General features: G+C 35.7%; 15 protein-coding genes and 1 tRNA gene. 9 read left to right on the forward strand and 7 right to left on the reverse strand.

Annotated elements, in window-relative coordinates:
• The first annotated feature begins 28 nt into the window (after positions 1 to 28).
• The 4 genes from CLV55_RS06845 (at position 29) to CLV55_RS06860 (ending at position 2,987) form a co-directional block, all read left to right on the forward strand.
• The gene (locus tag CLV55_RS06845) at positions 29 to 1,156 is read left to right on the forward strand and encodes an Mrp/NBP35 family ATP-binding protein (protein ID WP_112113005.1); all 1,128 of its coding nucleotides are present in this window, start codon (positions 29 to 31) and stop codon (positions 1,154 to 1,156) included.
• A gap of 75 nt (positions 1,157 to 1,231) precedes the next feature.
• A complete protein-coding gene (locus CLV55_RS06850) occupies positions 1,232 to 1,471 on the forward strand; it encodes a NifU family protein (RefSeq protein WP_112113006.1) in 240 nt (79 codons plus the stop codon).
• A gap of 131 nt (positions 1,472 to 1,602) precedes the next feature.
• The gene (locus CLV55_RS06855; protein ID WP_112113007.1) at positions 1,603 to 2,655 is read left to right on the forward strand and encodes an NAD(P)/FAD-dependent oxidoreductase; all 1,053 of its coding nucleotides are present in this window, start codon (positions 1,603 to 1,605) and stop codon (positions 2,653 to 2,655) included.
• A complete protein-coding gene (locus CLV55_RS06860; protein WP_112113008.1) occupies positions 2,655 to 2,987 on the forward strand; it encodes a 2Fe-2S iron-sulfur cluster-binding family protein in 333 nt (110 codons plus the stop codon). Before CLV55_RS06855 ends, CLV55_RS06860 begins: the two co-directional genes overlap by 1 nt.
• Before the next feature lie 2 nt (positions 2,988 to 2,989).
• Here the strand turns inward: CLV55_RS06860 and CLV55_RS06865 are convergent, their stop codons facing one another.
• The 5 genes from CLV55_RS06865 to CLV55_RS06885 all read right to left on the reverse strand — a co-directional run bounded on the left by CLV55_RS06865 (position 2,990) and on the right by CLV55_RS06885 (position 7,107).
• Positions 2,990 to 3,769 (reverse strand): DUF3050 domain-containing protein, encoded by a 780-nt coding sequence (locus tag CLV55_RS06865; RefSeq protein ID WP_112113009.1) that lies wholly within the window; start codon positions 3,767 to 3,769, stop codon positions 2,990 to 2,992.
• Between the two features lie 79 nt (positions 3,770 to 3,848).
• Complete coding sequence (locus CLV55_RS06870) at positions 3,849 to 5,027, reverse strand: acyl-CoA dehydrogenase family protein (protein ID WP_112113010.1); 1,179 nt, start codon at positions 5,025 to 5,027, stop codon at positions 3,849 to 3,851.
• Between the two features lie 180 nt (positions 5,028 to 5,207).
• Entirely contained in the window at positions 5,208 to 5,870 is a 663-nt protein-coding gene (locus CLV55_RS06875) for a tRNA1(Val) (adenine(37)-N6)-methyltransferase (RefSeq protein ID WP_170122243.1), read from the reverse strand.
• A gap of 127 nt (positions 5,871 to 5,997) precedes the next feature.
• Entirely contained in the window at positions 5,998 to 6,522 is a 525-nt protein-coding gene (gene rimM, locus CLV55_RS06880; protein ID WP_112113012.1) for a ribosome maturation factor RimM, read from the reverse strand.
• A 12-nt stretch (positions 6,523 to 6,534) separates the two neighbouring features.
• A complete protein-coding gene (locus CLV55_RS06885; protein WP_112113013.1) occupies positions 6,535 to 7,107 on the reverse strand; it encodes a 30S ribosomal protein S16 in 573 nt (190 codons plus the stop codon).
• Between the two features lie 176 nt (positions 7,108 to 7,283).
• Here CLV55_RS06885 and CLV55_RS06890 point away from each other — a divergent pair, with 176 nt between their 5' ends.
• The 5 genes from CLV55_RS06890 to CLV55_RS06910 all read left to right on the forward strand — a co-directional run bounded on the left by CLV55_RS06890 (position 7,284) and on the right by CLV55_RS06910 (position 14,450).
• Positions 7,284 to 8,045, forward strand: coding sequence for a DUF6252 family protein (locus CLV55_RS06890; protein ID WP_112113014.1), 762 nt, complete (start codon positions 7,284 to 7,286; stop codon positions 8,043 to 8,045).
• A 156-nt stretch (positions 8,046 to 8,201) separates the two neighbouring features.
• On the forward strand, positions 8,202 to 12,752 hold the full coding sequence (gene dnaE / locus CLV55_RS06895) for a DNA polymerase III subunit alpha (protein ID WP_112113015.1): 4,551 nt from the start codon (positions 8,202 to 8,204) through the stop codon (positions 12,750 to 12,752).
• A 153-nt stretch (positions 12,753 to 12,905) separates the two neighbouring features.
• Positions 12,906 to 13,223 (forward strand): thioredoxin, encoded by a 318-nt coding sequence (trxA, locus tag CLV55_RS06900; protein ID WP_112113016.1) that lies wholly within the window; start codon positions 12,906 to 12,908, stop codon positions 13,221 to 13,223.
• A gap of 140 nt (positions 13,224 to 13,363) precedes the next feature.
• Positions 13,364 to 14,290, forward strand: a complete 927-nt coding sequence (locus CLV55_RS06905) for a DUF58 domain-containing protein (RefSeq protein WP_112113017.1) — start codon at positions 13,364 to 13,366, stop codon at positions 14,288 to 14,290.
• Positions 14,291 to 14,376: 86 nt separating this feature from the next.
• Positions 14,377 to 14,450: transfer RNA gene (locus tag CLV55_RS06910), tRNA-Asp, on the forward strand.
• Between the two features lie 240 nt (positions 14,451 to 14,690).
• Here the strand turns inward: CLV55_RS06910 and thiL are convergent.
• A complete protein-coding gene (gene thiL, locus CLV55_RS06920) occupies positions 14,691 to 15,743 on the reverse strand; it encodes a thiamine-phosphate kinase (protein WP_112113019.1) in 1,053 nt (350 codons plus the stop codon).
• Positions 15,744 to 15,784: 41 nt separating this feature from the next.
• Positions 15,785 to 19,867, reverse strand: coding sequence for a T9SS type B sorting domain-containing protein (locus CLV55_RS06925; RefSeq protein WP_112113020.1), 4,083 nt, complete (start codon positions 19,865 to 19,867; stop codon positions 15,785 to 15,787).
• Between the last annotated feature and the right edge of the window lie 27 nt (positions 19,868 to 19,894).

Genomic DNA, 19,894 nt, shown 5'->3' on the forward strand with positions numbered 1-19,894 from the left:
TTTGAGTTCAAACCTTTTAAACAAGAAAATGAAACTAGATAGAAAAGAAATTCTGAAAGCCTTAGAAACTATTTCAATAGCGGGTGAAGGAAAAAATATGGTAGAAAGTGGTGCAGTACAAAATGTCATTACGTTTGGCGATGAAGTGGTAGTAGATTTACTTTTGTCAACCCCTGCAATGCACATAAAAAAACGCGCGGAAGAGGATATAAAGAAATTAATTCACGAACAATTTTCGCCAGAAGCGATTGTCAAAGTAAATAGTAAAGTAGTGGTTCCTGAAAAAAATGAAATCAAAGGAAAATCAATTCCAGGAATTAGCAACATTATAGCTGTAGCTTCTGGAAAAGGAGGCGTTGGAAAATCTACGACTACAGCCAATTTAGCTGTAACGCTTGCCAAAATGGGATTTAAAGTAGGGGTTTTAGATGCTGATATTTATGGCCCTAGTATGCCCATCATGTTCGATGTGGAACATGAAAAGCCAATTTCTGTTGAAGTAGATGGAAAATCTAAAATGAAACCTATTGAAAGTTATGAGATTAAATTACTTTCTATTGGATTTTTCACAGCACCAAGTCAGGCAGTGATTTGGCGTGGACCAATGGCCGCTAAAGCACTAAATCAAATGATTTTTGACGCCGATTGGGGAACATTAGACTTTATGCTCATCGATTTACCCCCAGGAACAGGAGATATTCATTTATCGATTATGCAATCATTACCCATCACAGGTGCCGTTGTTGTGAGTACACCACAAGCCGTTGCCTTAGCAGATGCTAAAAAAGGAGTTTCTATGTTCCAATCGGAAGCAATTAATGTTCCCGTTTTAGGAATCATTGAAAATATGGCGTATTTTACACCCGAAGAACTTCCAAATAATAAATATTACATCTTCGGACAAGAAGGAGCAAAAAATTTAGCTGACGATTTAGAAGTTCCATTTTTAGGCGAAGTGCCTTTAGTGCAAAGTATTCGTGAAGCAGGAGATTACGGACGTCCAGCGGCGCTACAAACGGCTTCTTTTTTAGAAAAAGTCTATGAGGAAATCGCTCGAAATGTAGTTCAAGAAACCGTGAATAGAAACGACAATCTCCCTCCAACAGAAGCAATAAAAATAACAACTATGGCAGGATGTTCTGCAGTAAAAAAATAGATTTACTGATTATTGGATTGTTATAATTTTAGAAGATAAACAATCCAAAATTCTAAAAATCCAATCATCTAAATTATGACAAACGAAGAATTAATTTCAAATATTGAAAAAGCGTTAGCGGAAATAAGGCCTTTTTTGAATTCTGATGGAGGCGATGTAAGCCTTATTTCAATAGAAGAAGATAAGCATGTCAAAGTACGTTTTCAAGGAGCATGCACTAGTTGTAGTGTTAATCAAATGACACTTAAAGCAGGTATAGAGACAACTATCAAAAAATATGCCCCTCAAATTGAAACAGTTGAAAATATTGCATAATTGAGGTTACAAATGATGATATTTATCATAAAAAAACTATGTAACTTTTTCATTTTTGCACCTTTGTAACTTTTGTAACGTTTACTAAACGCTTTGCTTTGTAGATTTGCAAAACAATTGGATGATTTACCATGATTGAAACAGATATTTTAATAATTGGCGCTGGTCCAACAGGACTTTTTGCTGTTTTTGAAGCTGGCCTTTTACAATTAAAATGCCATATTATTGATGCGCTTCCACAACCTGGCGGCCAACTTGCAGAATTATATCCTAAAAAACCCATTTTCGATATCCCAGGATATCCATCGGTGTTAGCTGGAGAATTAGTTGATAATTTAATGGAACAGATTAAGCAATTTCAACCCGGTTTTACCTTGGCGGAAACGGCAGAAACTATCGACAAACTGGAAGATGGCACTTTTATTGTTACTACAAACAAAGGCACTAAACATCATGCAAAAGCAGTTGCAATTGCTGGCGGTTTGGGTACTTTCGAACCAAGAAAACCTGCGCTTGAGAACATCTCTTTTTATGAAGAAAAAGGGGTCGAGTATTTTGTAAAAGACCCTGAATTATTCCGTGATAAGCGAATAGTCATTGCTGGTGGAGGAGATTCCGCTTTGGATTGGAGTATTTTCCTTTCCAATGTTGCTTCTGAAGTGACTTTGGTGCACCGAAGAAATGAATTTCGTGGGGCTCTAGATTCAGTTGAAAAAGTTCAAGAATTGAAAAAACTTGGTAAAATCAATTTGATTACTCCTGCAGAAGTGGTGGCAATCCATGGAAAAAACCATGTGGAAAGTATCGTTTTAGAAAACGAAGGCATCCAACAAGTTTTTGAAACCGATTATTTTATTCCTCTTTTTGGATTAACTCCAAAATTAGGTGCCATCGCCAATTGGGGTCTGGAAATTGAAAAAAATGCTATTAAAGTCAATAATGCTTTAGATTATCAAACCAATATTGACGGCATTTATGCTATTGGGGATGTGAATATTTATCCAGGCAAGTTAAAATTAATTTTATGCGGTTTTCACGAAGCAACATTAATGTGTCAAAGTGTGTACAACCGAATCAATCCAGGTAAAAAATATGTATTGAAATACACCACTGTATCTGGTGTAGATGGTTTTGACGGCACTCGAAAAGAAGCCGAAAAAGCTGTTGTAAAAGCGATAGAATAATGTCACAAGACGTAATAATTTACATCACCGATAGAACCGGTGTAAAGCATGAAATTCAAGCCCCAACCGACATGAATATGAACATCATGGAAGTGATTCGTGCGTATGAACTTGCCGAAGAGGGAACTGTTGGCGTTTGTGGCGGAATGGCCATGTGTGCCTCATGTCAATGCTATGTATTAAACGATGTCATTTCTTTAGAAAGAAATCCTGATGAAGAAGCCATGCTTTGGGAGGCCTATCATGTCAAGGAAAATTCCAGATTAGGTTGTCAAATTCCCATAACACAAGAAATTGACGGATTAGAGCTAGAAATTGCTCCTGAGCAATAAATTTACAACACTAATTCTTTAGACAAAATAGTTTCTTCAATGGCATTCCACAAACCAACTCTTTTTTCAAGGGCTTGAATAGCTGTTTCTTCCACTTCTTTCCATTTTGTTTCAGAGTCACACAATTCTTTAATCATTTGCATAGCCATAGGACCATGCTCGTCAGCATCCAATTCTATATGACGCTCAAAATAATAAATCAGTTCATTTAGTTGTATTTCGGGAAAATTTGTTTGGAAGTTTTTTAAGATTTCGGTAAACATACTGGGAATCAAATCTTCTCTCCCAAAAGTAAAAGCAGCGGCAATCTTATGCGATTTTCCCTCTTCAATAATTCGAAATGTAAAATCTAAAAATTCTTTTACCTTTGGATGTAAAACACTTTGCTTTATTGAAACAAATATGTTTTGCGTTGATTTGAGGTTTTCTAGGAACGTAATCACTGGAATAGTGTTTGCACCACATGATTTCATAGCATTAAGGTACATCTCAAAATGACTTTGACGCGAACCATCTAGTGCCAAGTCCGTTTCTTCTGCTACAACAATTTCATTTATCAAATAACGCACTTCTGGATTTCCAATAGGCAACCAAGGTGTTGTAGTACACGTTAATTTGTTTTGTAGCGCTTTGAGTAGTGACATAAAGTCCCAAACGGCATAGACATGATGCTCTAAGAAGCAATGCAAATCTTCAATTGTCTTTACTTTTTCATACAATGAGTGCGTAAGTAATTGATTTTTATATTGCTGTATCGAATGGTTGATGGTTTCAATAGTCATAACGAATTTTTTAGTAAAATTAAAAAAGCTTCTCGAAAAGGAGAAGCTTTTATGCCAATTTTAACGATTGTTTATTCGTTTATTTGAATGCAGGAATTCCCGTAATATCAGCTCCTGTAATCAACAAATGTATGTCGTGTGTTCCTTCATAAGTAATAACAGATTCTAAATTCATGCTATGACGCATAATAGAATATTCTCCTGTTATTCCCATTCCTCCTAATATTTGTCTTGCTTCACGAGCAATATGTATCGCCATATCCACATTGTTTCTTTTTGCCATCGAAATTTGAGCCGTAGTGGCACGTCCTTCATTTCTCAAGACACCCAATCTCCATGTTAACAATTGCGCTTTAGTGATTTCGGTAATCATTTCGGCTAATTTTTTTTGTTGTAATTGCGTTCCCGCAATAGGTTTGTCAAACTGAATGCGTTCTTTTGCATAGCGCAACGCCGTGTCGTAACAATCCATAGCCGCACCAATCGCACCCCAAGCAATTCCATATCGAGCTGAATCCAAACACATCATTGGTGCGCCAAGACCCGATTTTCCTGGTAATAAATTCTCTTTAGGGACTTTTACATTATCAAAAATCAATTCTCCAGTCGCAGACGCTCGAAGTGACCATTTATTGTGTGTTTCTGGAGTGGTAAATCCTTCCATGCCTCGTTCTACAATCAATCCGTGAATTCTTCCTTCTTCATTTTTAGCCCAAACTACCGCTACATCAGCAAAAGGCGCATTCGAAATCCACATTTTAGCACCATTCAACAAATAATGGTCGCCCATATCTTTGAAGTTGGTTACCATCCCACTTGGATTTGAACCATAGTCGGGTTCAGTCAAGCCAAAACAGCCCATAAATTCTCCTGTAGCCAACTTGGGTAAGTATTTCATACGTTGTGCTTCGGTTCCAAATTTCCATATTGGATACATGACTAACGATGATTGTACCGATGATGTTGAACGAACACCCGAATCGCCACGCTCAATTTCTTGCATGATTAATCCATACGAAATCTGGTCTAATCCAGCACCTCCATATTCTTCTGGGATATAAGGTCCAAAACCCCCTATCTCTCCCAAACCTTTAATAATTTGTTTTGGAAATTCAGCACGTTGTGCATAATCTTCTATAATGGGAGAAACTTCACGTTTTACCCAAGCACGAGCAGCATCTCGTACTAATTTATGTTCTTCTGTTAGTAAATCATCTAACAAATAATAATCGGGAGCTTGAAATAAATCTGGTTTCATATTTTTTAAAAACAATTAGTTATTGGTAATCAATTAAAAACTGAATTACGAAATCGTTTGCAAAGGTAAGAAAACAAATTTGAGAAATAATTGAACGATTGTTATTTTTTGAAGCTAATCCAGCTTTAGCCTTTATCACTCCATTGCATTCCGTGGATACCGGCTTAATCTGGGCTAGGACTACATCTTTAAATAGAAGTCTTTAGTTAAATTGATGTACTCATCTGTGTACTCATGACGACGAATCTCTATCACCAATTCATCAGCTTCCAAAACAGGCAGTTCGTATCGCTTAAAGGCTAGCAAACTTCTCATAATTGGCGTGTTATATGCTCCTTTAACTCGAGTAACTTTTACAGGATACAATTCGACTTCAGCACACAATTCGATAAATTTGTCTTCTTCTTTAAACGGAATAATAACTGAAAAAATACCGTTTTCAGACAATAATAAATCGGCAGCCGCCACCAATTCTTCAAAAGGCATGGCGTCTTGAAAACGGGCTAAATCGCGCTGTGAATTATCGGTTTTAAAATCTTCAGAATAAAAGGGTGGATTCGAAATGATAATGTCGTATTCGTCTTCGGGTTCTTCAATAAATTCATCCAAACCTGCATGAAAACAAAACAAACGGTCACTCCAAGGTGAGGCTTCAAAGTTTTCAACACACTGTTCGTATGCGGATTCGTCAATTTCTAATGCGTCAATTTGCTGAGCCTTTGAACGTTGTGCCAGCATTAAGGATAATATTCCTGTTCCTGCTCCAATGTCTAAAACGGAAAAGGGATTGTTGTCTATGGGACACCAAGTACCAAGCAAAACCCCATCAGTACCAATTTTCATAGCACATCGGTCTTGTTGAACGGAAAATTGTTTGAATAAAAACAAGATTATTAACGATTGAAGATTAACGAGTTTAGATTTTTGAAATTTCAGCTAAATACTAAAAAACTAATCAAAGAACACTTTACTAAAGATACATCTCCACTAAACCTTCTGGTAAATTCATGATGACTTTCTTATTTTCTCTGTCAATTTTTACCAAAAACTGATCAATCATAGGAACAAGAATTTCTACACCACCATTTAATACTTCAAAAAGAGGCTGTGCAGCGGTATCGTTAATGGACACAATTTTTCCAAAAACCCCCAATTTTTGGTCTTCAATTTCAAAACCAATGACTTCATGGTAGTAAAATTGATTCCCCTCGAGTTTTGGTAATAGACTTAAAGGAAGGTAAACTTCACAACCAACAATTTCATCGGCTTCACTTTCTGTATTGACATCTTCAAATTTTACTCTAAGAAAATCCCCTTTATGTAAATGACAAATTTCAATAAAAAAAGGAATCAGATTTTTGTTAAATTCAACAAAAACTGATTCCAAGTTTTGATATTGCTCGGGTTCGTCAGTATCTAAATAGACCAAAACTTCCCCTTTGAAACTAAATTTTTTAGCGATTTTGCCTAAATAGAAACATTCCTCTTTACGCATGTTCGCGATACATTAAGCTTCTGCTCCTTCGTTTGTTTCTTCAGCAGCTGGAGCTTCCTCAACCGCTGGAGCTTCTTCAGTAGCTACTTCTTCTACTGTTTCTTCAGCAACTGCTTCAGCTTCTAATGCTTTTGCAGCTTCCTCAGCCGCTTTGATGCGTTTTTCATTAGCTTCTTTTTCCGCTTTTAAAGCTTTTGCTTTTTCCGCTTCTTGCGCTTTCGATAAACCATCTTTTTTAGCGTTAACTTTAGCTGCTTTCTCATCCAACCATGCTGCTAATTTTGCATCAGCTTGTTCTTGAGTTAAAGCCCCTTTTCTAACACCTCCATCTAAATGATGCTTCAATAACGCTCCTTTATATGAAAGAATCGCTCTTGCTGTATCTGTTGGTTGAGCACCATTGTGTAACCATTGTACAGCTGCATCAAGATTTAAATCTATGGTTGCAGGGTTTGTGTTTGGATTGTAAGTTCCTAATTTTTCTAAGAATCTACCATCTCTCTTTGCGCGTGCATCTGCCGCTACAATCCAGTAAAAAGGCTTTTGCTTTTTACCGTGTCTTTGTAATCTAATTTTTACTGACATAATCTTTTTGATTCATTTAAGGTACTCGACCTTGGTTATTTAAGGGCGCAAATATATAAAATTATTTATTGCAATTTGTTTTTACCTTCAAAAAAAAGTATTTCAGATAATTTTAACTAAAAATAGAATGTTAATTGATAAAAAAAATTATTTTTGTGCTTGTAATTTATTATAAAATGAAAAAGATAATTTATTTCCTACTTGCTGTTGGTGTTTTTACCTCATGTCAGAAGGATGTACAATTCAATAATCCAGGATTTCAAGCCTATCGTGATGGGTCACTTTTTAGAGGAATAGATATAAAAGCATACAAATCTATATCATCTGGAGAACTTAATTTGGTTGCTTTAGCACAAGATGAATCCGTACATTTAAATGTAGCTAGTGCCTCTTTAGGAACCTATTATTTAGGATCTACCGACCTAACTACCACAGCAGAATATGATTCTTCTTTTAATGGAGTAAACCTAACCTATCAAACCAATGTGATAACAGGACCCGTAGCAAAAATGTATCCAACAATGTCTACTGGAGGTTCAGGATATGTTTCAGATTGCATCTTGACAGACCCAGTTAATCTAACGTATGCATGTAATAATTCTCATCAAACTACGGGAGGATCTGGTTCAGGATTAACCTTATCTGTTATAGCTAATACTTCTGGAGTTGTTACTTCGGTTAAAGTAGCCTCTCCCGGTAATGGGTACAAAGCAGGTGATATCATCACCATTGTAGGTGGTGGAAACGATGCTAAAGTGAAAGTTTTGAATGTTGAAGGAAGTAATGGTGAAATTGTAATCACTGAAAACACAGGAGATACTGTAACTGGCACATTCAAATTCAATGCTATCAATACTACTGCAAACCCGCTAGGAAATACTATGGTCAATTTTCAATATGGAAATTTTTATAAAATCCCTATTATTACTACTCCTTAAAATATAAAATTTCTAAAAATATACAAGAAACCGTTTCATAATTTGAAGTGGTTTTTTTTGTTAATAACTAAAATTGTCCGTTTCTTTCTTAAAATGTACTTTTGAGAGGTTGATTTTTTAAAATCAGCTATCTAAAATCAACAATCTAAAATCCAAATGTATTTAATATTCGACACCGAAACCACCGGATTACCAAAAAGTTGGGCCGCTCCTATTTCTGATACAGATAATTGGCCAAGATGTATTCAAATTGCTTGGCAGTTGCATGACGAAATGGGAACTCTTATCAAGCATCAAGATTATTTAATCAATCCTGAAGGCTTCAATATTCCTTATGATGCCGAGAGAATTCATGGAATTTCGACCGAATTAGCTCAAGAACACGGCATTCAACTCCATGTAATGTTGGAGAAATTCAACATTGCTCTTTCAAAAGCTAAGTTCATCGTTGGACAAAATGTTGGTTTCGACGTCAATATCATAGGTTGCGAATTCTACCGTGCGGGTATGGAGTCCCAATTATCGAAAATGCCAATATTGGATACCTGTACCGAAGTTACCGCTTCATTACTAAAATTGCCTGGTGGTCGTGGCGGAAAATTCAAACTTCCTACACTGACCGAATTGCATCAATACCTTTTCAACGAACCTTTTGCAGAAGCGCACAATGCCACTGCCGATGTGGAAGCAACCACTCGATGTTTTTTAGAATTAATTCGCACCGAAGTTTTTACTCCTGAAGAACTTGATGTCGAACAAGAATATTTTGAAGATTTTCAATTAAAAAATCCAAGATCGATTCAATTAATTGGTCTCCAACACATCAACCTTAAAGAAGCCTCGGAACAGATAAGAAAAAGGCTTGAAAATAATGAAAAAGAAACTGTTCAATCATCCATAACCGAGGATGACAAGAGAGATTTTAAACGTTCAAACTTTGTTCATCTTCACAATCATACGCAATTTTCAGTATTGCAATCTACTATATCGGTTCCGGCTTTAGTTTCGGCGGCAGCCAAAAACAAAATGCCTGCAGTTGCCATGACAGACACCGGAAACATGATGGGTGCTTTTCATTTTGTGAGTGCGGTGATGAATCATAATAAATCGGTTAAATCCAGCATAGAAACGGCTATTGCTAACGGAGAAGAACCTACCGAAACAGAGATTAAACCCATAGTGGGTTGCGAGTTCAATATTTGTGACAACCATACTGACAAAACCAAAAAAGACAATGGGTATCAAGTCGTTTTTCTTGCTAAAAACAAAAAGGGCTATCATAATTTAGCCAAAATGGCTTCCATTGCTTATATCGATGGCTTTTATTATGTTCCAAGAATTGACAAATCAGTTGTAGAAAAATACAAAGAAGACATTATTGTTTTATCGGGGAATTTATATGGTGAAATTCCGAGTAAAATTTTAAATATTGGCGAAAATCAGGCCGAAGAAGCTTTAATTTGGTGGGCCACACAATTTGGAGATGATTTTTATTTAGAAATCATGCGTCACAATCAGGAAGATGAAAATAGGGTCAACAAAACCTTGATTGAATTTTCTCAAAAACATAAGATAAAACTAGTTGCGACCAACAATACCTACTATCTAAACAAAGAAGATGCCAATGCTCACGATATTTTATTGTGTGTAAAAGATGGCGAAAAACAAGCCACTCCAATAGGTCGTGGACGTGGGTATCGCTACGGATTACCCAATCAGGAATATTATTTTAAATCGGAAGAAGAAATGAAAAAGCTATTTTCCGATTTGCCTGAAGCTATTATCAATATCCAGGAAATTGTGGATAAGATTGAAACCTATTCGTTATACCGTGATGTCTTACTTCCAAAATATGCCATTCCTGAAGGATTTGTAAACCCAGAAGATGAAGTTGACGGAGGGGTTCGTGGTGAAAATGCCTATTTGAAACATTTAACCCTGGAAGGAGCCAAAAAAAGGTATGGCGAAATCACTCCCGAAATTCAAGAACGATTGGATTTTGAATTACTGACCATTTCCAATTCAGGGTATCCTGGTTATTTCTTGATTGTTCAAGATTTCATTGCCGAAGCCCGAAAAATGGATGTTTCTGTAGGCCCGGGTCGGGGTTCAGCAGCGGGCTCTGCGGTAGCTTATTGTTTAGGAATTACCAATATTGACCCCATAAAATACGATTTGCTTTTTGAGCGTTTTCTTAATCCAGATAGGGTTTCCATGCCCGATATTGATATTGACTTTGATGACGAAGGACGTGGCCGTGTTATGGAATATGTAATCAATAAATATGGAGCCAATCAAGTAGCTCAAATTATCACGTATGGTAAAATGGCTACCAAATCGGCTATTCGTGATACCGCACGTGTATTGGATTTACCCCTTTTTGAAGCGGATCGAATTGCTAAATTAATTCCAGGTATGATGCCTTCGAAATGGAATTTGGCGCGATTCATTTCTGAAAAAGAAGAAGAAGTTAAAAAAGCCTTGCGTTCGGATGAGTTTGAACGGGTAAAAGAATTAATTGCTATTGCCAATGAAGGCGATTTGGCAGGAGAAACCATCCAACAAGCTAAAATTCTGGAAGGATCACTTCGAAATACCGGAATTCATGCTTGTGGTGTGATTATTACGCCTGATGATATTACGAATTTCGTTCCTGTCACTACAGCAAAAGATTCTGAATTATACGTTACTCAATTCGACAACTCAGTAGCCGAAAGTGCTGGATTACTAAAAATGGACTTTTTGGGTTTGAAGACCCTTACTCTGATTAAAGATACTGTTAAATTGGTAAAATACCGAACAGGAATCGAACTCAATCCAGACGAATTTCCAATAGACGATGTTAAAACATATGAATTGTTTCAAAGAGGCGAAACCGTAGGGATTTTCCAATACGAATCGCCCGGAATGCAAAAATACCTTCGCGATTTAAAACCTACCGTTTTTGGGGATTTAATTGCGATGAATGCCTTATATCGTCCAGGACCACTAGAATATATTCCTTCCTTCGTTAGAAGAAAAAACGGAGAAGAACCTATTGTTTATGATTTAGAAGCTTGCGAAGAATATCTTGGCGAAACATACGGAATCACAGTCTATCAGGAGCAAGTAATGCTTCTGTCTCAATCGCTCGCCGGATTTACAAAAGGTGAAGCCGACGTCTTGCGTAAAGCCATGGGGAAAAAGCAAAAAGATGTTCTCGACAAAATGAAGCCTAAGTTTGTCGAACAAGCTGCAGCTAAAGGACATGATGCTACGGTTCTTGAAAAAATTTGGAAAGATTGGGAGGCTTTTGCGAGTTATGCATTCAACAAATCACACTCAACATGTTACGCTTGGATTGCGTATCAAACGGCGTATTTGAAAGCTCATTATCCAGCAGAATATATGGCAGCAGTGCTTTCGAATAATATGAACGACATCAAGCAAGTCTCATTCTTTATGGAAGAATGTAAGCGCATGGGGTTGAACGTTCTTGGTCCTGATGTCAATGAATCCTACTATAAATTTACGGTCAATCATGATTATGCTATTCGTTTTGGAATGGGGGCTATCAAAGGAGTTGGAGCCAATGCAGTAGAAACGATTGTCCAAAACAGAAAAAATGCACCTTATAAATCCATATTTGATTTAGCTAAAAAAATCGATTTGCGCGCAGCCAATAAAAAAGCATTTGAAAGTTTGGCTCTTGCTGGTGGTTTTGACTGTTTTTCAGATACTCACCGTGCACAATATTTCCATGTGGAAGGCGAAGGAATTACTTTTTTAGAAAAAGCGATGCGTTTTGGCTCCAAGTTTCAGGAAAATGAAAATTCGGCTCAAGTGAGTTTGTTTGGAGAAACAAGTGAAGTTCAAATTGCCGAACCTCAAGTACCTCCATGTGAAGAATGGAGTACCATGGAAAAATTGGCCAAAGAAAAAGAAGTCGTTGGAATCTATCTTTCAGGACACCCTTTAGACGATTACAGTCATGAAATGAAATATTTTTGCAACACTAAATTAGAAGCTTTTAAAGACTTGAATCCGCTAGTTGGTAAAAACATAGCTGTAGGAGGTATCATTACTAAAGTAGAGCATCGCACCACAAAAAATGGAAAAGGCTGGGCTGTTTTTACTTTAGAAGGCTATGATGAAAGTTATGAGTTTAAAATTTTTGATGAGGAGTATTTAAAATACAGGCATTTTTTAATTCAAAATAGTTTTACCTATATCCGAATAATGATTCGCGAGGGTTGGATAAACAAAGAAACGGGAAAAAAATCAGACCCCAGAATTCAATTTCTTGACATGAAAATGTTGGCCGATGTTCTTTCTAGTTTTGCCAAAAAGCTAATTCTTCGCATCGATATAAAGATGTTAGAAGAAGAACTAATCCAACAATTACAAACGGTATTTAGCAAAGAACAAGGAGAACATCCACTCACTATTGAAGTAGTAGAAGTGGAAAAAGTAAAAAAAGAAATTGTAAACACAAATATACCACAACACCCCGACACTGATTCTGATGAAGAAACAATAGAATTAGTCGAACAAGATGAAGAATTGGGCGCCTCAAACGGAGGAATTCCACTCCCTGAATCGACCCTTGTGGAAGAAATTATTGAACTTACTAAAATATCCATGCCTAGTCGAAAATGGAAGGTGAAAATTACGAAGGAGTTGCTGGTAGCTTTGGAACAACTCAACATGGATTTTAGATTGAATTAATCAATTAAAACAATTCTTAAATAATTAAAAGTAATAAAAAAGCTCCTTTTGTAAAGGAAATGTTTATTTATCTTTGCATTATAAAAATAATACGTTCTGTTTTAGAGGTAACTTTTAACTTTTAAACAAATTAAACTTTTTAAACAAAAAAATATGGCATTAGCAATAACAGACGCTACTTTTGAAGAAGTAGTTTTAAAATCAGACAAACCTGTAGTAGTAGATTTTTGGGCAGCATGGTGTGGCCCTTGTAGAATGGTAGGTCCCGTAATTGACGAAATTTCTACCGAATATGATGGCAAAGCAATCGTTGGTAAAGTCGATGTAGACGCCAATCAAGAATTTGCTGCAAAATATGGGGTACGAAACATCCCAACCGTATTAGTATTCCAAAATGGAGAAGTTGTAGGAAGACAAGTTGGAGTAGCTCCAAAAAAAACCTACACAGATGCTATTGATGCTTTGCTATAATCGATACATAAAAAATTTTAAAAGGTTCGGCGAAAGTTGAACCTTTTTTTTAGCCCTAAAAAATCAATTCCAAAGTAGCACATTTTCGAAATTTCAAATTATCTTTGACTCGAATGTAAGGGCTAATCAACAAAGTAACTATGAAGATTGAACAACAAAAGGAACTGATATCGGGATTTAAGCATTTAGAGTTATTAGCCAATCAAGTGGTTGAAGGGTTTATTTCTGGGATGCACAAATCTCCTTTCCATGGATTTTCTGCCGAATTTGCCGAACACAAAGTGTATAATTCTGGCGAAAGCACTAGGCATATAGATTGGAAGTTATTTGCCAAAACCGATCGGTTGTATACCAAACGATTTGAAGAAGAAACCAATCTTAGGTGTCATTTGATTTTAGATAATTCTTCCTCTATGCATTATCCAAAACTAGAAGGAAATCAAGAGTTTTATGAGAGTAAAATCGGATTTTCTGTTTTGGCTTCGGCTGTTTTGATGAACTTATTGAAAAAACAACGAGATGCTGTTGGATTGAGCATTTACTCCGATTCATACGAATATTATGCCCCCGAAAAAGGGAGCGATCGCCACCACCGTATGATTTTAAACCGCTTAGAACAATTGCTTGAAACTCCAAAAGTTTCTAAAACAACTGATACGATTACATTTTTACATCAAATAGCTGAAAAAATGCATCGTCGCTCTATGATTGTTATCTTTACAGATATGTTTCAAAATGATCATCAAGAAGCCTTGTTTCATGCGCTTCAACATCTAAAACATAATAAACATAAAGTAGTCTTGTTTCATGTTATAGACGAAAAGAGAGAATTGCACTTTGACTTTGATAGTGCACCTAGAAAATTTATTGATGTGGAATCGGGAGAAATTATTAATCTTTTTGCTGAAAATGTCAAAGACGAATACGAAGATAGATTGAAAGCCTACTTTAAAAATATTTCCATGACGTGTGCTCAAAATAAAATTAAGTATGTCCCTGTAAATGTGGGCACCAATTTTGAAAAAATTATGACAACTTACTTAGTTGAAAAACAAATGTTTGGTTAAAATAATAGTTTACAACTAAAAAAAATAAACAAAAACACTTGCAAATACAAAAAACGTGTGTATATTTGCAACCGCAATTAAGCGATGGTTTGGTAGTTCAGTTGGTTAGAATACATGCCTGTCACGCATGGGGTCGCGGGTTCGAGTCCCGTCCAGACCGCTAAATTGGAAAAAGGTTTTCAGCAATGAAAACCTTTTTTGCCCAAAAAGCAAATGAAATGCATTCGTCGAATATGGTTCGAATCATTCAAAATTAGTTGTGTTGTTTCGCTACGAATTTGTAACTCGTAGCAAATAGGTTTAGTAGTTAGACCAATGAAAAGCTTTCCACTTTTGTGGATGGCTTTTTTGCTTTTATCTAACACCAATAACATCTCCTAACAAATTAATAAACTATAATCTATTCTTCATCAAAAGCTTTCCATCCCCTTGCTTTTAATGGAATTTTTGTATTAGCTCTGGTTATTAAGTGAATCCCTTCTGTTTCTGGAACAATATGTCCAATTACAGTAAAATTTGGGTTTGCTTTTATTTTGTCAAAATCAGCAATAGGTATGGTAAACAAAAGTTCATAATCTTCTCCTCCGTTAATTGCCACTGTAGTTGAATCTATGTTAAACTCTTCGCAAACTGAAATTAATTGTGGGTCTAACGGCAATTTTTCTTCATACAAATTACATCCTTTTTTACTTTGCTTACAAATATGAATAATTTCTGAAGATAAACCATCTGAAATATCAATCATTGAGGTTGGCTTGACCTCTAATTGTTTTAATATATCCTTAATATCTACACGTGCTTCTGGCTTTAACTGTCTTTCGATTAAATAAGTATAAGCATCTAAATCTGGTTGACTATTTGTATTAACCTGAAAAACCTGTTTTTCTCTTTCTAACACCTGTAATCCCATATAAGCCGATCCAAGATCACCCGAAACAACTAATAAATCATTTTCACATGCCCCGCTTCGATATACGATTTCATCTTCGTGGTCTACTTCCCCCAAAACTGTTATTGAAATTATAAGTCCTTTTTGTGACGAAGTGGTATCACCCCCAACAATATCAATATTATATATTTTACACGCTATTTTAATACCTTCATAAAGTTCTTCGACAGCTTCTAAGGGAAACCTATTTGAAACAGCAAGAGAAACGGTTATTTGAGTTGGACGTGCATTCATAGCACATATATCAGAAACATTTACCACAACGGCTTTATATCCTAAATGCTTTAAAGGCATGTAGGCCAAATCAAAGTGTACCCCTTCAATCAACAAATCTGTAGAAAGAACAGTTCTTTTATCTTTGAAAGACAAAACTGCCGCATCATCTCCAACAGCTTTGATTGTAGAAGATTGTTTTATTTCAAGGTTTTTTGTTAATTTTTCGATTAATTGAAATTCTCCTATTTGTGACAAGGGTGTTCGCAAGGGGCTTTTATCTTCTATCATTTTTTTATGCAAAATTACAAAAGATATTTAGAAAACAACACTTAGCGTTTCATACTAAAATGGGCTTTAAACTCATTGGTTTGATTGGTGTTATTTTGTTTATAAAAAACTTGAAACCAATAGTCTGTAGAAGGCATTTCTTCTCCATTGTAGGTACCATCCCAACTTTCATAACGAGGACGAATCTCTTTTAACAATTTTCCATATCGATCATAAATGAAAACTTTAGCATCACTTTGATAGGATAAATCCCATATATTCCACGTGTCATTAAAACCATCTCCATTTGGAGTAAAGAATTTTGGATATTTTAGTACATGTATCATCAACTGTAAGTCTTGACAACCTCCCTTAGTATCTACAATAGTGATTGTATGAGTTCCTGAATCCACATCATAAAAAACCGTTCCCGATTGTGGCTGTAACTCGTCCAATTGATACAAATAGACTCCATGACCTCCTGTTAAGGTAACTTCCACATTAACATGATCAGTAAAATCACTAGAAACTGTTGCAAATGCTATGGCTTGACTGGATACTTCTACAGTTGCTGTCGTAGAATTATATCCGCAATCATCTCCTACATTTGGTGTGTTTTTGATAATCTCCACAGAGTATGTTCCCGGAGTTGAAGTTGTAAAATTGACCCCAGTACCTTTTAACACTCCGTTCAAATACCATTTTACGGTGTAAATCGAAGCGTTCAATCCCGTATGAAATGTTGTTGAATTAAAGGCTACCCCAGTACTATTGTCTACACAAATCACACCATTAGGAATAACTAAATCTTTTAAATTATGTATTGTGATAAAAAAATGTCTTTCTACATTACAATCTATATTATTTGAAGCAGCATCAAAAACATACATTATTTGACTTGAACTTATCACATCATTGGCATGATACAGTGTTCCTTGTCCATTAGGTTGAGAATAATAATTTCCATTACTCAATACTGGCAAGACATAAGAAACACAAGCCTCAACATCATTAAAAACAGGCAAAGAAGGTCTATGAGAAACTAGTATTTGAAAACTATCTTCATCAGAACACGTTTGTCGACCGCCAAACTCGGCATATATGTAAACCGTTTGTGTGGTTGTAATGATTGTTCCTTCAGGAATCAGAGCACCTACTCCATGTGGCCCTCCGGTTGCAGTATAATAATTTCCAATATTTAAATGAGGAAGCACATAAGATTCACAAGCATAAATATCATCATGTTGTCCAACATTTACTCCTTGAATATTAATACTAAAAATAGTTTCATTTGTACAACTCACAAAATCTGGCCATTCATTATAAATGTAAACTACTTGAGAGATTGAAACTACCGTTCCAACTGAAATAACAGTTCCCGATCCATGTGGTCCTCCAGTTGCTGTATAATAGATTCCATTTGTTAGATGTGGAAGTGTATAGGGCGTACAACTAAACACATCCGTAAAACTATCCACAGGAGGTTTTGGTCTTATTGTAACATTAAATGATTTTTGGCTTTTACATCCATTACTACCAACAGATAAAACATACAACAATTGGGTAGAAGAAATAACATCATTAGGAAATAAAGCAGTTCCACCTCCATTTGTTGCTGTATAATAATTCCCATTTGTTAATGACGGGAGAATATAACTACCACATGAAAGCACATCTGGCGGATCATCAACAGGAGGCAATGGTTTTATGGTAATATCATAATTCAAATTGGTAGTACAATTAGGTTGTGTGGTTGTAATAGCATAATAATATACTATTTGAGAGGTTGAGATAATAGTTCCAGCAGGTATAATAGTCCCTGCGCCACCCGGCAAGGTATAATAATTACCAAAAGGTATTACAGGTAATTTAAAAGGCCCACATTTTATAATAGGATGATACTTAGACGTATCAATAATATCTACCCTAAATGAAGTTTCATTTGGGCATCTTCCATTAAAAGCATAAATAAAAATGGTTTGACTAGAAGTAATCGCATCACCTGGAACCAAGTGAGTTCCTCCTCCTCCTGTCTCTGTATAATAATTGCCATTTGTTAAAGTTGGAAGAATAAATGAATTGCAAGTCACCACGTTCTGAAGTGTATCTACAGGAGGTAATGGAAAAACCTGAATATTTAAAGCTTCATCTCTACACACTACACCATTTATTTCTGCATAAAAATAAATAGTTTGATCAAATGTTAAGATAGTTCCTTTGGGTATTACAGAACCTAATCCGTGAGGTTGTGTATAAAAATGTCCTGCTGGTGCCCCAGGAATAACATATTTCCCACAGGCCGTTGTTGGAAAATTAATTTGGTCTAAGAGTATGATTACAAAAGAAGATTCATTAGTACAACCATAAGGCGCTACTGGACCGTTAAAAACATAATAGGTACCATGAGTAGTTATCACATCTCCAGCGTGCAACAATGTACCTGTACCTCCAGAATTTGTATAATAATTTCCATTAACAAGAGGGGGAAGCACATAACTACTACACTCAACTACATTTGGCAAATCATCGACAAGAGGTTGAGGATAGGTTGTAATTGTAAAACTAGTTACATTAAAACAAGATGAAAATACGTTGTTGTGAACCCGAATCCAAACCGTATATGTAGCTATTCCAGCTGGAATAGGATAATTTGTTGGGTCTGTCATTGGATTTATTCCAGCCTGAGCATCACTATTAGTATTATAATAAGAAACGGTGTAAGCAGTAGAATCCAATCCATTGAGTACCGTTGCGTTGAGCGAACTCAAATCGAAAACACCACCTGTAGCCGAATCACACAATATAATATTTGATGGTGTTGTTATAGAAATAGCTGAATTAACCAATAAATCGAACGAGAACAAATTATTACATACCATACTGTTGTTTGAAATATGTGTAATTTTTATATAAATAGTTTGATTTCCTGTACTTGAAAACGAATTCAACAAACTAACCGGAATTTGTGGTCCATTGGCATTCGCATTTGACAATGTAGCATAATACGCAATACTGTACATTGAAGGATCTAATCCCAATGTGGTGAGATTGTTTTCTGTTAAATCAAATTGATACACAGCTTGCCCAGTATTACATACCGTAATATTGTGAGGAGGTGTTGGATTGAACGTGGTTAATTCGATTTCATCGGTAATCACACACCCAGAATTTGGCAAAGTTGCCTTAACGCCATACACTCCAGGTTGGTTAACCGATAATGTTGAACTTGTAGCTGACGGAATTGTTACCCCACCCATTGTCCATTCAAAGTTATATTGACTATCTAAACCAGTATTTAAAACCATTGATTCCCCTTGACAAATAGCTTGATCCGCCCCCAAATCTATAGAATGAATAAAACTACCTCCTGAAACAAAAACAGCCGAATCATAATCACTATCATTATAATCCCCAATGACCATTCGTATTCTATAGGTTCTATTAGGAATTACAGACGAAGACGCTTTGAGCAATTTAGTTTCCCCTCTAAAATTCGTAGCAGACAACAACGGATTGACAATATTATAATTTCCAAACAAATCAGGATTAGCAGAAAAACATGAAGAATTGTAGGCCTGATTTCTAATATTGATAACTGAAACTGGCGTAGAAGTTCCTGGTATCACAGCCAAATTTGTTGTCACATTTGTAGTTAAATCAGTCAATAAAAAAGCAAAATTATCACTAAACCCACATTGATATTGACCATATTCATTTGAAGCAAATAAAAAATCAAAGGAGAAGTGACTTGAAATAGGGGTAAAATCAAATTGCAAGTAAGCAACATCCGTAATAGATGCTGTTTGTCCTGTGCTATTGCTTAAATTTTGCAAAAAAGTATCCCCAAAATTTGTAACCTGACTACTTAAATTTGTTCCTATATATTGTCCTTGAGAATACGTTGCCAAACCATTACGAATCACAATTCCATTAGTGATAGGAAAACTAGTATTTGTATTGGTAAAATATCCAATTGACTTATGGGAAGAGTATTGAATATTTGTCACATCAGAACAAGCATTTTGCATTAAAACATTATAAACTAGTTGAGGCACGGTAGTGCTTGTCGTGTCTACAACAATCCCTTGCGAAAAGGCTTTCACAGTATAAACTAAGAAAAAGATAAAAAATAATTTTATTTTCATAGAATAACACCTCTGTTTTATGAATAT

This window comes from Flavobacterium aciduliphilum (assembly GCF_003268855.1).
Lineage (GTDB): Bacteria > Bacteroidota > Bacteroidia > Flavobacteriales > Flavobacteriaceae > Flavobacterium > Flavobacterium aciduliphilum.